Below are 14,406 nucleotides of genomic sequence, written 5' to 3' on the forward strand. Positions count from 1 at the left end.
TCACCTCGGTTAGAACTCATATACTCCAGCGAACTGTGCAAGGTCGATGACATCTATAGCTCCATCCTCATTGAAGTCGAAGATAGCATTATAGTTACTATCGCCTTCTACACTGTCATATGCCTGAGCAAATGCAGCCAGGTCGAGAATATCGACAACCTCATCACCGTTGCTGTCACCCTTCATCTCACTAGTTGGTGGTGCTATTGGTACAGCTCCGCCGTTCATGTAGATTCCAGTTCCATCTGTTGGATCATATGTGAACATCATCCTTGGATAGACTGGCTGGATCTCGACATTGTCACATATCACAGTGTTTGGTGCTGTGAATGAACTTGTCAGCAGATAGTCACCGTCTCCGCCTGCATTTGGTACATCCGGATAGACAAACTCCTTGTAGAAGTCTGGCATTGTGTAGATGTGTAGCCACTTCCAGGTCTCATATGATTCAACTGGAGTAGTGTCTGCAGAAGTACCAACTATACCACAACCCTCCCTGAGTATCTCAAGCAGGTTGGTGTGGAATCTGTCCTCATAGTCCTTGCCTGTGAAGTAGATCTCAGTTGCTGGCACCTCGAACATGCGTTCTGCGATGGTGTCATATGGTGTGTCGATGTTCATGTCGTGATACCAGAGCAGGTCATCAGTTTCACTTGAATCATACCACTGTCCGTAATAGCAGGTCATAGCCTCTGCCTCATCGGATAGAGTATGTGGAATGTCGATGTCATCGATCATAATGTGGTCACCATTGAATGGTGGAAGCACAGGAATGATCTCACCGTCATATACAGCCTTCTTGACAACAGAAAGGTCGTTCAGTGAAACATCTGCATGTTCTGGCAGTGGGTTTCTGATAGTAATGTACTTGACATTGTTCTCTTCAGGACCATAGATCATGGCAACATCGTATTCAGCACCATCTACAAAGAATGTTTCACTGGTGTGAAGCAGACGTCCGACACGCATCAGTACCTTGCTACTGTCTACACTGGTACCAAGGACCTGCATTGCCCATGGATCATAGAAGTCTGGAGAGTCCATTACCACAGTGTGACGTCCTGCACTAAGGATACCCTGCTCAACATTAAGGCTGTGCAGTCCACCTATCTGTTCAGGAAGCACATTACCGTTGTAGTATACTTCGACTGCAACTCTGTCGATCTCACCCTCACCATCATAGTAGATACCTTCGATCTCTACAATGTGATCAAGGAACTGTATCCTATCACCGACAGCAACTGCGAATATTTCAGAACCAATGGCTACATCCTTCCTTCCATCAGCATTGAAGTCAGTTGCTCCAAGCAGGTAGGTCATGTCGTCTTCACCATCGTAGTTCATGTCAAAGCTGTCAAGACCTATCTGAGTATCATCCATGTCGGATACCGGGAACCAGAAGTATGTCCAGAGTCCTGCATCCTGGTCCATGAAGTCCTTGAAGCTGTCAGGGTTACCTTCGGAAGTTGCCATACCTGCGGTTGGCTGGTAGTGCTTGTCAATGAACATGTATGTGTACTCATTGATCACATCCTCCCAGACATAATGGTTGTGCTTGTCAATATATGTTCCATATACCTCATCAAGCCATACCATACCGGTAGGTTCGGTGTATTCAGGAACGAACCACTGTCTGAAGAATACCTTCTCATGGGAATCCTTGTTATCCACTACAATTCCTGCCTTGATCTTGGCTGGGTTGAGTGTTACAAAGTCCTTCTGTGGAGCTTCAGAGCTCAATGGATCGAATGGTGCTTCAGGATCAGTGTATGGGAATGCGGCACCAATACCGTCTTCACCATAGACTCTGAGTCCATTGGTTTCGGTGTCGATCTCATTTACATAGATATCCTCAACTCCTGTCTCCTGGTCATAGACGAACATGAGTCTCTGTGGCCAGACGAAGTTGTCAACGTCGCAGAGGTATTCATAGAAGTAATCACACTTCTTTGAGTTCTCTGCTCTGAATGAACTTGTGAGCAGGAAGTCACCTGTACCATCATCTGCATCAGGCAGCTCTGGGTATACGAATGTCTTGTAGAAATCAGGCATTGTGTGGATGTGTAGCCACTTCCATGCTTCAGTGCCTTCTATCTTACTAAGGATCGGATCCTCATCAAGAATCTCGAGAAGGTCTGTGTGGAATCTAGGTTCAATGTCCTTGTCTGTGAAGTAGATAAGCAATGGATCTACATCGTATATCTTACGCTCTTCTACAGTATCGTATGCATCAAGTATACATTCATCCTCATACCATTCTCCATCAGGAGCATCAGAGTTCAAAATTGAACCTATATATCCTGTGTACTCACAGCAGTTTTCTGTGTGTGGAATGTTGATGTCATCAACCATTGTGTGCACCTTGTTGAATGGTGGCAGCAATGGGAGATACTCCTCGTTGTCGACCATTTCCTTGACAACTGAGAGGTCATTGAGTGAAACATCAGCGTGCTCTGGAACTGGGTTTCTTATGGTGATGTATTTAACACTGTTATACTCTGGACCATAGATCCTTGCAACGTCATATTCTGCACCATCTACGAAGAATGTCTCTCTTTCGTAGAGCTGGCGACCTACTGTAAGAAGGATCTTCTCACTACCTACACTGGTAGCTTCTACCTCAAGGTACCATGGTTCATAGAACTGTGGCTTATCAAGGGTTACAGTATGACGACCTGCACTAAGAATTCCCTGCTCGACATTGACTACGTGCAGTCCACCTATCTGCTCAGGTTCCTTGTTACCATTGTAGTATACATAGAATGCAACTCTGTCGATCTCGCCTTCACCATCGTAGTAGACACCTTCTACCTCTACAATGTGATCAAGGAACTGGACAGACTCACCGACACCTACAGCCATAAGTTCGGAACTTATCTTTATGTCCTTGTAGCCATCGTAATTAAAGTCCCCTACTTTCTTGAGTATGATCATGTCGTCTTCGTTATCTCCGTCGATATCACAGCCATCAAGACCGATCTGTGCATCGTCATTGTCTGCAACCGGGAACCAGAATGTTGTCCAGTAAGCACCTGATGTGCTCATTGCTGTTGCAGCCCTTGGCTCATAGTGCTTGTCAACGAACATGTAGGTATACTCTGTGACCACATCTTCCCATGTGTACTCGTTGTGATCAGGTTCCCATACAACCTTTTTAATAGGCTTCTGGAACTCATCAAGAGAGATTTCCCTCAGTTCATCATCGGTTAACAGCTCTGATGCTTCCTCTACAGTTCCGTCATCAAGTGTACGATCAAAACAGCGTCTGAAATCATCGAGCCAGACCATACCGGTTGGTTCAACGTACTCAGGTACGAACCACTGTGTTGCAAAGACCTTCTGCTTGGAGTCGATATTATTTACAACAATATCATCCTCCATTAAGGCCGGATTGAACGTTACAAAATCTTTTATTGGCGATTCATTGTTCATTGGATCGAACGGAGCTTCCGGATCAGTGTACGGGAATGCCGCACTGAGTCCATCTTCTCCATAGATACGCAATGAACTTACATTATCTTGAGCACTTGCAATTGCTGCTATTGAAAATATAGTAATGAGAGCAATAGCAACCACTAAAAGCTCGTGCTGGAACTTCACTTTCATCGTTAGTATCCTCCTTTCTTAAGCCATACGACCTTGATATCACCAAACAAACATGACTCCGTCTCCAATCGTTCAATGATACCCCAGTGAAGTTGCCCTGGATTAAATCCCACCGACAACCCCAATTATTCATATGAAGCCAGATGTTATAAACCGATAAGAAATAGATTTTCAGAATACTAATAGCAAACAAAAGTACGAAACAATTGTAAGAAACAAAGTTACTCATCATTAAATAGATATGGATAAACAATAGCGTCTCAGCTCTTAAAAATGAAAAAGAAAGGCCATTTCTTTTTTACCAGCCTAATTCTGTAATTCAATAGCTACTGTATCATATGCGAAAATGATCCACAGAAGGAACGGATAAGCTATCCTTCCAATGGCATAAATATAAAGTAATTGCTCCTGATAATAGATAAAAAGCAACTGCAAGTAGACTATCAGCAAATTGAAGGAAATGGTCAGTAAAAGACCAATAAAAAGAACCTTTATAGTCTTTTTCTTTTCAAAACCAGTCGCAAGTACAAGAGCTACGAAAGGGATGAAATTCAAGGGGAGATAGAATAAAAAAAAATTCGTGAGATCTACAACAATAACGGAAGCAGCAAAATACCTCCCGCCAATAGGGATCCATACTATGAACAAAATAGTCAGATAAATAAAAAACCTTTTTAAGAAAGGTATCATTCTTATCGTGTTCATAATTATTCCTTCTTATCATCCCTCATGAATTACGTTTCTGAAACCTTATTGCCATGTAACATACCATTGATATGGACAGGAGGAACATAGTAGAATTGAAACCTGGTACTTCCTGTGTCTGGATTCCAGCATCCTCCATTTCTTCCACCACTTCTTCTGAAGTTGATGTCAACGAATCGGTTTCATCAGGAGTGGCCAATTTGAAAACTACCGGAACATCGGTTATTCCGATATTTGAAGCCTCCCTGTTAATTATTGCATATATCTCATCCATCAATGGTTCTCTGTCGATATCTGCAGCCTGGTTGATGTTTATCTCAAAGTATCCATCAGGAGACAATCCTGTACTCAGAAGCACGCCACCCTGCAAATAACTGTCCATCTCATCATTGATGTTAAGTGAGATATCATATGAATCCTGGTAATACCATTGCCAGCATTCTTTTTCAGTCCTGATATCAGGGATATCACCGACTGTACCTATAACCATCGGATCGTACAGGGAACTCTGATCATTCGTGAGATTCTCAATACCCTCATTCTCCATTTCCTGCACCCTCATCAGTAATTCCTGAAGATCAGCACTTATTGCAGTGGTCGTACCTTCACCAAATTCCACAGGTACGTTCTCTATACCCGCATCCTTTGCTTCTTCATCGATCATTTCATAGATATTCTCCACCTCTGAACTTTCAACCATGAGAGGTTCATAGAATACGACCACCAGGTATCCTGCAGAATTTGTGCCAAGGGACATGATCTTGCCCTGCCAGAAAAGGTATTCCCCTTCAAACTCATTCATGATCCTGCTTTCCAATACAAGAATATCCTGAGACCAGTCCTCTCCATTCTGTACCTGCCCACGCCTGCTCAATACTTTGTAATCATCAGGAATAGAACCAAAAAGGTACGAATACTCAAACTGTGCTTCTGAGGGCAAAGACGATGAACTCAAACTTGACATACTCTCTGAAGACTTACCAAAATCGAGAGTATCGGGTTCTGTCATAGCAGCACCTTCCACATCCCCGATTACTATAATACTACCTGTCGCCTTACCACTGAGTTCATCAAGGTCCGTATCTATAAGTTCGACCTCTGTGAAACGTATACTGTGCATACCATTTTCTACAGTGTCTTTCACCTGGAACTCAATACCTGACATTTGCATGGGTTGTAATATAGAGATACCACTTCCAAATGCAAAACCATAGTTAATGGTACCGGCACCATCATCACCACTCCCGGGTTCCAAAAGTATATCTGTATCAAAAATGCTTCCTTTTGTTATTCCAACTACTTCAAAGACACCGGGATCATAATCAATTTGTACATGTGCCGCCCTTAGCTGCTCACCATCTGAGTCAATAATGATATCTACAAAAAAAGTCTCATCAGGAGACAGGCCAATTTGAGATTCTGGCGATATTAAAGCAACTGCCTCTGCCGATACAATTCCAGTGGTCATCAGTAAAATGAAAACTGTCAGGACTAAGAATTTGAAAGATCCGTAATTACTCCTCATTATGCAACCCCTTGTAACCCCCGTTACAGTTTTGGCATGAACTCATAGATCATTCATAGCCAATATCAGATTTTACCTGTGATGATATATAGATTGCTATTTTATTTTTATATCTGCAACACCCGATAATAAAGAAAATAAGAATAATTGTTAGAAATAAATGGCATCAAGCCATTTATTTCTCAATTCTGTTTGGGTGGTACGTTGGTGGCATTTCTTATAAAGGATATGCTCTTGTATTGTAGGTTTGGAGACAAATCATGCCTACCAATAGATACATCTGTATTTACAGGAAATAAAGGCTAAGGAAACTATATTCAGAAGAAAAGCATCTTAACTATAATTACTTATAAACCATACCTGAAGTCCCCCCTTTTTATAAACATGCACCTATAAATTAAAACTTAAACTGTTTTGTCTTAAATTTGATGCCCTTATTATCAAATTCAACCTGAACTTGCTCGCTGAGCACCTGTTTCCATAAAAATAGTGTTCAGCTGTAAAATTGGGATATAAAGAAAAGACATAAGCACAAGTTCCTTCTTTTAAACTGATCAATGGAGGGTTGATCTATCCAATAATAAGCAGATTCTCAAAGTAAGAGGCAGTGAAGATCTTCTGCCTCTTACTTTTCTTTATTGCTTGCTGGTGGCATCTCTTATATAGTGGTACATATTCTATTGTCCCTTCAAGTCAGGGGTATATCGGAGACAATCGGATCTGCCAATCCTTATTATGCTTTTAAATGAAATAAAACCTGAAGAAACACTTTTGCTTAAGATTCATCCGTATGCATTTTAAGTAAAACACAAATATGGAAATTACATTTTCAACTGTTTCCTGGCATTGAAACTGGTAACTGTAGTATAGGCGAATGTGATTATACCAAGCCATAATATCGGCTCTCCGATGCCCTCATATCCAATATATGAAAGCGCAAGTCCAATACTCAGAATAAGTATGTTGACCTTGTGGAGTTGTCTGTTGCGCCTGAGAACTGACACGTGCTTTTCCCTTTCATAGACTATCTGTTTCTTGTTCTTATTCATAAGATCACTATACCTTGATAATCATATCAGCTGCTTTACGAACCCTGTTAAAGACCGCCATCCCTATTCCATCCTGCCTGAAGGAACCATCCACTATTATTATATCCATACCTTCCTCATCAAGACGCCTGAGTCCGAAGAAAAGATTCCTTGCTGCCTGTTCAGGCATATCCTTGCGACCAAGCGAATGTGAAATGACCGATGGAAAAGCTGGAATACTCTCTTCTGTGAGTAACATACCTGCCTTTGCACCCCTCTGCTTAAGATCTGCAAGTATCTCCTTCATCCGGGAAAGGACATTTCCATGTTCACCTTCCACAAGGATGACAGTTGAATCAGGAGAATAATGAGTATATTTCATGCCGGGAGAACGGACGGTCTCACTTTCGGGATGGGTTTTATCATCATATCCAACCTTCACTTCCCCGATACATGCTTCAAGGTCCTCTTTGCTGACCTTTCCGGGTCTTAATATGACAGGGATGTTCGAAGTAACATCAACCACAGTGGATTCAAGTCCTATATCAACTTCCCCACCATCAACGATAGCATCTATCCTTCCGGAAAGATCATGCAGCACATGGTCTGCAGTGGTAGGACTTGGTCTTCCTGACAGATTGGCACTTGGTGCTGCTACCGGAACCCCCGAGTATTCGATTAGTTCCAGAGCGATCCTGTTCTCAGGCATCCTTATGGCTACCGTGTCAAGTCCACCTGTAGTCACATCAGGAACTATATCCTTCCTTTCCATTACCAGTGTCAATGGACCTGGCCAGAAACTATCCATGAGAACAGATGCTTTTTCAGATACGCTTTTTACAAGCTTCAGGCAGCTTTCCTTTGAATGTACATGGACTATCAGAGGATTATCAGCTGGCCTTCCCTTTGCCTCGAATATCTGCATGACTGCCCTTTCGTTAAGAGCATCAGCTCCAAGGCCATATACAGTTTCAGTTGGAAAGGCAACAAGACCGCCTTCTTTCAGGATCCTGGATGCTTCCTTTATGCGCTCTTCACGAGCTTTGTCATCTACATAAAATACTCTGGTGTCCTTTTTCATGTTCATATGTTGAAAAATTGATAAGTGATAGATATTATTTGGTAGATATTATTTTCAGACTGAAAGTATGATCAAGAAGCTGACCAAAACCATACTGTTCAATGGGATGTAGCCATATTATACAATAAGGGTCATAAGTTTTTGTGTTCCGAAATGAACCTATATCTATAAATTTGATATGACAATTATGATATTGGAATTAGTTTTTTGTCCTGATACGACATACATCTGATATTTTGACTCACAAAAAGACAATACTTATATAGTATAGTTACCTCTATCACGCCGTGAGCGGGCCTATTTTTTAACCCCACTCCCACACTAACCCCCACTCCCCAGCCCGCTCACGCAAAAACAATGGGAAGATGAACAAGGTTAAGGGAAAACTTCTGTTTAAAATAACACGTAAGCAATGCTTTGATTAGTTGCAGCTATTGACAGAGCATTGATAAAAGAAAAAAGAGAAAAGGGCGTTCCGGCATTCACCAGAACCCGGAAACGATCATTCAGTATTACTCATCCTCAACCGGCGGCGGACATGCTGCTTCACATGCCTTGCCATATTCATCGATGACGGACTCCTTACAGAGACCGACACCATGCCTGTGAGCTGCACGGCTTATCATATGAGCCGCCACAGGAGATGTGATCAGGATGAAAAGAGCTACAGTAATTGCCTTTACACCCATAGGGGACAAGCCAACTTTGAGCAGGATACTAAGCATTACACTAAATGCACCAAGTGTTCCGATCTTCGTGGTTGTATGCAGCCTGTTGTAAACATCAGGAAGCCTTGCAAGTCCGAGCATGGCAAGGAACACGAAGAAAAGTCCTAAGATCAGAACTGCGTTGCTCAGCAGCTCAAGGATCATTGAAAGAGTGCTCAAAATACCACCCCTTCGTCAAGATACTTTGCAATGGTCACCGTTCCCACAAAGGATATGATAGCAAGTACAAGTGCCACATCCATGAAGAAAACAGATTCCTGCACGTATGAGTAGATACCGAGCATGACAACAATGACCGTTGTCATTGCATCCAGGGCTACGACCCTGTCAGGAATGGTCGGTCCTTTGATGACCCTGTACAGACAGGGTATAAAGGATATAACCATGAAGATAAGTGAATATTCAAGCAGGTTCATTCGAATGCCTCCATTGTGTATTTTTCCAGGTCCTCACTTATGGACCGGGCAATGCCTTCCGGATCGGTTGCATCTATTGCATGCACATACAGGATGGACCTGTCATCAGATACATCGATAGTCAGTGTACCAGGTGTAAGGGTGATAGTGTTCGCAATGGCTGTGATACCAAGATCGGTCTTTGAATCGATCGGTACTGCGATGATACCAGGCTTTATGTCGATCTTCGGCTGAAGCACGATCTTCGCTACCATTATGTTAGCCTTGATGATCTCCACTATAAGCACGTAAAGGAACTTGATCTGTGCCGGGATCTTCTTCACAGCGTTACCGAAGGAGAAATCCTGGTCGAACGGGAACAGGACCTTGAATGGCCTGATAATGAATGGTGCGATTAGAACTCCAAGTATGAAGTTGTTCACATTTACAGTACCATGAACGAAGCACCATACAAGACCGAGTACGGCTGAATAGGCAATATATCTCTTCATCTTACCACCCTCGTCATCACAGCATCGATATATGGCTGCGGATCAAGTATCTGGTTCGCCGTTGCTTCTGCAAGGGCGATCAGTGGTTCTGCGTAAATACCAAAAGCAAAGATCATCAGTGCAAGGACGACTATCGGAAGTGCTATCATCGGAGATGTACCATGTGAGGAATACTCCCCGTGCTCTGCAACATCCCTTTTCTCGCCCCAGAACATCAGCAGCATTGCCCTGAACATGTAGAACAGGGTGAAGATCGCAAAGATAAGTGCGATTGCTATGGCAAAGTAGTAGCCCTCACCAATACCTGCATCAAAGAGCTGGAACTTGGCAATGAACCCTCCTGTAGGGGGCAGTCCTGCAATGGACATTGCACCTGCAAGGAACACCAATGACATAAATGGTGCACTATCTACCATGCCACCCATCTTTCTCATGTCCCTGGTACCTGCATGGTGTATGATACCACCTGAGGTAAGGAAAAGCATGGACTTTGCGATCGCGTGGTTCACAAGATAGACCAGTGCCGCTGTGAGACCATATACACTGCCAAAGCCAATTCCAAGGAAGACATATCCTATCTGGCTGACACTGGAGTATGCAAGCAGACGTTTTACATCGGTCTGTGCAACGGCTGATATCGCTCCTACAACGATGGTCGCCAGTGCAAGATAGATTATCACAGGTTTGAATATATAGAGCGTGTCAATGAATATCAGGAAGAACACCCTGAGCATTCCGTATGCTCCGACCTTTATCAGCACACCACTAAGCATTGCGCTTATGGGTGAGGGTGCGGTTGGGTGCACATCCGGAAGCCAGTAGTGAAGCGGGAATATCGCGGCCTTGTTACCGAACACAACCACGAACATCAGGGCTATAGCGAACACGTGCCAAGGAAGCGTTCCTGCTGCACTCATTGCGCTGAGCTTCACAGAGATATCTGCCATGTTAAGTGTACCTGTTGTGGCATAAAGGGAAGCTACTGCGATGAGCATGACAATGGAACTTACCATGTTCAGTACAAGATACTTGAAGGTGGCTTCCATCTTGTCAGAGCTTTTTGTAACTCCTCCCTTCTCGTTGGCAACTACAAGTGCACATGATGAGAGCAGAAGGATCTCAAAGAATACGAAGAGATTGAATATGTCACCTGTGAGGAAGGAACCGTTAAGTCCTGCCACAAGCAGACTGAAGAGCGGATAATAGGATGCGCTCAGTGACCTCTCTTCTATATAGTCAAGTGAATAGATAAGTGCCAGGAATGACACGAATGATGTCAGTACCACCATTCCGGAACTGAGCAGATCGGCAACCAGTATGATACCGTATTTGCCCCATTCTCCTACCTCATAGGCCTGTATACCTCCTGACCAGACCTGAAGAAGCAGAAGTACACTTAATATTGCAAGTATGAACGAGACTGAAACACTCAATACCTTCTGTATTCCCGGCTGTTTCCTCAAAAGCACCATGAGGGATGCCATGAGTATCGGGGTTGCTATCAGAATGATAGGCAGGTGATTCTCCAGTGCGATCATCCCCAGAGCCTCCTGAGTTCCCTGATGTCAGTTGTTCCATACTCCTCGTAGATACGATAAGCAAGGATCAGTATGAATGCGGTTGTTGCCAGACTGATAACAATGGCTGTAAGTACAAGAGCCTGTACCAGCGGATCAACGAAATCCACATGATGACCGGCTTCAAGCACAGGTGCAAGGACGCCCTGTGACAGAGTATCTGTAAAGACAGTGCCGGTCGCCTCGGCAGCTCCGTGTCCGCCATCATCCGTGATGATAGGGACCTTTCCTTCGAAGACCCCTGTTGAAACGATCAGCAGGTTGACCGCATGGGACATTATACCCAATCCTATGATCACCCTGACTATATCACGACGAAGGATAAGGAACGTACCTATACCGAAGAGTATGGCAATTGTAAGGGAAAGCAGTGTACTGTTCATCTGTCATCACCTACATTCTTGAAAATGGAAAGCAATCCACCAATTACCACGAAGTAGACACCGATATCGAACAGTCCTGCAGATACCAGTTCGATCTCCCCAAAGAAGGGGAGATGGACGAATTCAACTGCACTCCTGAAGAAGTTATGTGAAAAGGCCATGGCCGCAAAGGCCGTTACTGAGGCCAGCAGCAGACCAAAACCGAACCAATTACCCCAGTCAGGGTTGAAGAACGATTTGATGAAATCCAGACCATATGCCACGTATGTCAGTGCTATCACCGACGCGAACATGACACCACCAATGAATCCTCCTCCCGGGTTGTTGTGTCCCGCAAGTAAGAGGGATATTGAAAAGAGGATGACCAAAGGCAAACATATCTTTGTTATTGTTTTTGTTATCAAGGTTGTCACTGATCATCACCTCTGCTGTGAATAAGGTTGTAGACACCAAATGCTGCAAGACAGAGAACCGAGATCTCACCAAGTGTATCATATCCTCTGAAGTCCACAATGATCACATTCACAATGTTGTGACCTCCTGCAAGCGGAAGGCTCTTCTCAATGAAGTAATGTGAAAGGGACTCGAATGGTGGGACTATTCCCTGTGTTGCATTGATAAGCATTATGAATACTATCGAGGCTATTGTAACGGATATCAGAAGGTCCCTGACAAGAGTTGAAGCGGGAATATGTTCCCTGAACTTCTGCGGGATCTTCACTATAGCCAGCAGGAAGATAATTGTCGAAAGTGTCTCCACAAGTACCTGTGTCAGAGCAAGGTCCGGTGCCTGCAGGTATATGAACAGGAGAGCTACCAGATAGCCAAGTCCTGAAAGGGATATTATCGCAGGTATGTACCTTGGAAGTAGTGCAGCTCCAAGTGCTGAAACCACCATGAACAGGAAGATGAGGCTTTCGTACAGTGGTACGTCGAAGTTGAGGTTCTGCGGGATAAAGCTCGTTGCCAGCAGTGCTGCAGGTATTGCGAACATTGCAATGACAAGCAGCAGAAGTGCAACCACATATGTCTTTACCGGACCGGGCTGCATCCTGTTGGAGAACTTTGCTGTAACGTTCTTTGCGTTCTCCACGGTTGCATCATAGTAGTAATTGACACTTATCCATGGGAACTTTGCATTGAACCTGTCCTGCCAGTCTGCTATCTTACCGTATTGTGTGTATGTAAGGATACCCAGTGCGAAAGTGACTATTGTCATAATAAGTGACGGGGTGATCCCATGCCACAGCTTTACATGCAGATGGGCCTCTTCGAGCAGTATGCCGGAAACCGTAGGTCCGACGAAATAGTGTACCGGAATTGAAGGTACAAGTCCGAATAGTATAATAAGACCTGCAAGGAAGATCGCAGGTGCGAGCATGATCATCGAAGGATCGTGTATGTGATCAGGCAATCCCTTTGAAGGTCTCTTACCAAGGAATATGCCGTCTATCAGTTTAATCGAATAAGCGAATGTGAACACACCACCAAGCACTGCAAGTGCCGGAATGAGTATGCTCCATGGTCCGCCAAGAAGGTGACCCATCTCAACAGATGACTCGTAGAACATCTCCTTACTTAAGAATCCGTTAAGAGGCGGAATTCCAGCCATGGAGAGAGCTCCGATGGTAGCCACAATGAAGGTGATCGGCATCTCCTTCCGCAAACCACCCATTTTCGTGATATCCCTTGTGGCAGTCTCATGGGCCACTATACCGGCTACAAGGAAGAGACATGCCTTGAAGGTTGCGTGGTTAAGAAGATGGAAAGTTGCAGCAGCAACACCGATACCCGGATGGTGATGAGTGGTGTAACCGTACATTGTCATAAGATATGCAAGCTGACTGATGGTTGAATATGCAAGTATTCCTTTTATGTCAGTCTGCCTGAAAGCAAGGAAACCTGCAAGGAGCATCGTAAATATACCGATACCGCTTACCATGATGAACCATGCATCGGTTCCTGAGAATATCGGGTGTATCCTTGCAACGAGATAGATACCTGCCTTGACCATAGTAGCAGAGTGCAGGAACGCACTGACAGGTGTTGGTGCTTCCATAGCGTTTGGAAGCCATATGTAGAAGGGACCCTGTGCTGATTTAGAAGCAGCCCCTATGAATATAAGAATGAGTGCAGCCAGGAAGAGATCATGGCCATGTAACATTTCCTTTATGGATTCGCTATGCATTATAGTAGGAATGTCAAATGTACCGGTAATAGCATGTAATACAAGGAAACCGGCAAGCATGAACAGACCACCTGTTGCCGTGATGAGCATAGATTTCGTTGCACCATACACCGACATTGGCCTGTTGCGCCAGTATCCGATAAGCATGAATGATGTAACACTGGTGAGTTCCCAGAAAATGAACAGCTGGATCGTGTTGGCAGAGAATACCATACCAAGCATTGAACCCATGAAGAAGAGGAGTTGCTGATAGTATCGTGGAAGATCTTCTTTCTTTGACATGTACCCGTTGGAGTATGACATGATGATAACACCAATGCCGGATACGATGAAACCGAACATGACGCTCAGGCCATCAATATAGAAAGAGAAGTCAATTCCCACTGAAGGAAGCCATTCTATAGATCCCTGAATGGTCTCCCCATGTATGATCTCCGGTGCAGCCTGAGCAACCAATAATAAACTCAGGAATGCAACTGCGGAAGCGTACCAACCTATTTTATCCTTTAGAAGTTTTTCCACGGCAGGCAATATACCGGCCAAAACAAATGGCAAAAAAACCGCTAGAGTAATTGCTGTAAACGGATCCATGTCACCTTAGATTCAAGTCCCTATATATAACGGTTTTTAATGTGAATTATTATTTATGAAAGATTATACAGAATAGTATTTTCATGT

11 protein-coding genes are annotated in these 14,406 nt (G+C 43.9%); all 11 read right to left on the reverse strand.

What is annotated here, in order from left to right; translation table 11 throughout:
• Window positions 1-9: 9 nt before the first annotated feature.
• Window positions 10-3,606, reverse strand: a complete 3,597-nt coding sequence (locus V7O63_RS10865) for a dockerin type I domain-containing protein (protein ID WP_340818555.1) — start codon at window positions 3,604-3,606, stop codon at window positions 10-12.
• 727 nt (window positions 3,607-4,333) lie between these two features.
• Entirely contained in the window at window positions 4,334-5,779 is a 1,446-nt protein-coding gene (locus V7O63_RS10870; RefSeq protein ID WP_340818556.1) for a cohesin domain-containing protein, read from the reverse strand.
• Between the two features lie 878 nt (window positions 5,780-6,657).
• Window positions 6,658-6,885, reverse strand: coding sequence for a hypothetical protein (locus tag V7O63_RS10875; protein WP_340818557.1), 228 nt, complete (start codon window positions 6,883-6,885; stop codon window positions 6,658-6,660).
• A 7-nt stretch (window positions 6,886-6,892) separates the two neighbouring features.
• Window positions 6,893-7,951, reverse strand: coding sequence for an L-threonylcarbamoyladenylate synthase (locus V7O63_RS10880; protein WP_340818558.1), 1,059 nt, complete (start codon window positions 7,949-7,951; stop codon window positions 6,893-6,895).
• A 506-nt stretch (window positions 7,952-8,457) separates the two neighbouring features.
• Window positions 8,458-8,832, reverse strand: a complete 375-nt coding sequence (gene mnhG / locus V7O63_RS10885) for a monovalent cation/H(+) antiporter subunit G (RefSeq protein ID WP_340818559.1) — start codon at window positions 8,830-8,832, stop codon at window positions 8,458-8,460.
• Window positions 8,829-9,089, reverse strand: coding sequence for a cation:proton antiporter (locus V7O63_RS10890; RefSeq protein WP_209617810.1), 261 nt, complete (start codon window positions 9,087-9,089; stop codon window positions 8,829-8,831). The genes mnhG and V7O63_RS10890 overlap by 4 nt, the downstream gene beginning before the upstream one ends.
• Window positions 9,086-9,580, reverse strand: coding sequence for a Na+/H+ antiporter subunit E (locus tag V7O63_RS10895; protein WP_340818560.1), 495 nt, complete (start codon window positions 9,578-9,580; stop codon window positions 9,086-9,088). Before V7O63_RS10895 ends, V7O63_RS10890 begins: the two co-directional genes overlap by 4 nt.
• Complete coding sequence (locus V7O63_RS10900) at window positions 9,577-11,118, reverse strand: NADH-quinone oxidoreductase subunit M (RefSeq protein ID WP_340818562.1); 1,542 nt, start codon at window positions 11,116-11,118, stop codon at window positions 9,577-9,579. Before V7O63_RS10900 ends, V7O63_RS10895 begins: the two co-directional genes overlap by 4 nt.
• Window positions 11,115-11,540: an NADH-quinone oxidoreductase subunit K gene (locus tag V7O63_RS10905; RefSeq protein ID WP_340818564.1), complete on the reverse strand. Its 426-nt coding sequence runs from the start codon at window positions 11,538-11,540 to the stop codon at window positions 11,115-11,117. The genes V7O63_RS10900 and V7O63_RS10905 overlap by 4 nt, the downstream gene beginning before the upstream one ends.
• Window positions 11,537-11,953: a monovalent cation/H+ antiporter subunit B gene (locus tag V7O63_RS10910; RefSeq protein WP_340818566.1), complete on the reverse strand. Its 417-nt coding sequence runs from the start codon at window positions 11,951-11,953 to the stop codon at window positions 11,537-11,539. The genes V7O63_RS10905 and V7O63_RS10910 overlap by 4 nt, the downstream gene beginning before the upstream one ends.
• Complete coding sequence (gene mbhE, locus V7O63_RS10915) at window positions 11,950-14,283, reverse strand: hydrogen gas-evolving membrane-bound hydrogenase subunit E (protein WP_340818568.1); 2,334 nt, start codon at window positions 14,281-14,283, stop codon at window positions 11,950-11,952. The genes V7O63_RS10910 and mbhE overlap by 4 nt, the downstream gene beginning before the upstream one ends.
• Between the last annotated feature and the right edge of the window lie 123 nt (window positions 14,284-14,406).

The sequence above is a fragment of the Methanolobus sp. WCC4 genome, assembly GCF_038022665.1.
GTDB lineage: Archaea > Halobacteriota > Methanosarcinia > Methanosarcinales > Methanosarcinaceae > Methanolobus.

What these genes read in the sequence shown, in the direction of transcription:
- V7O63_RS10865 (WP_340818555.1), bottom strand. Translation starts at nt 3,606, where the DNA reads ATGAAAGTGAAGTTCCAGCACGAGCTTTTAGTGGTTGCTATTGCTCTC.
- V7O63_RS10870 (WP_340818556.1), bottom strand. Translation starts at nt 5,779, where the DNA reads ATGACCACTGGAATTGTATCGGCAGAGGCAGTTGCTTTAATATCGCCA.
- V7O63_RS10890 (WP_209617810.1), bottom strand. Translation starts at nt 9,089, where the DNA reads ATGAACCTGCTTGAATATTCACTTATCTTCATGGTTATATCCTTTATA.
- V7O63_RS10875 (WP_340818557.1), bottom strand. Translation starts at nt 6,885, where the DNA reads ATGAATAAGAACAAGAAACAGATAGTCTATGAAAGGGAAAAGCACGTG.
- V7O63_RS10905 (WP_340818564.1), bottom strand. Translation starts at nt 11,540, where the DNA reads ATGAACAGTACACTGCTTTCCCTTACAATTGCCATACTCTTCGGTATA.
- V7O63_RS10900 (WP_340818562.1), bottom strand. Translation starts at nt 11,118, where the DNA reads ATGATCGCACTGGAGAATCACCTGCCTATCATTCTGATAGCAACCCCG.
- V7O63_RS10880 (WP_340818558.1), bottom strand. Translation starts at nt 7,951, where the DNA reads ATGAACATGAAAAAGGACACCAGAGTATTTTATGTAGATGACAAAGCT.
- V7O63_RS10895 (WP_340818560.1), bottom strand. Translation starts at nt 9,580, where the DNA reads ATGAAGAGATATATTGCCTATTCAGCCGTACTCGGTCTTGTATGGTGC.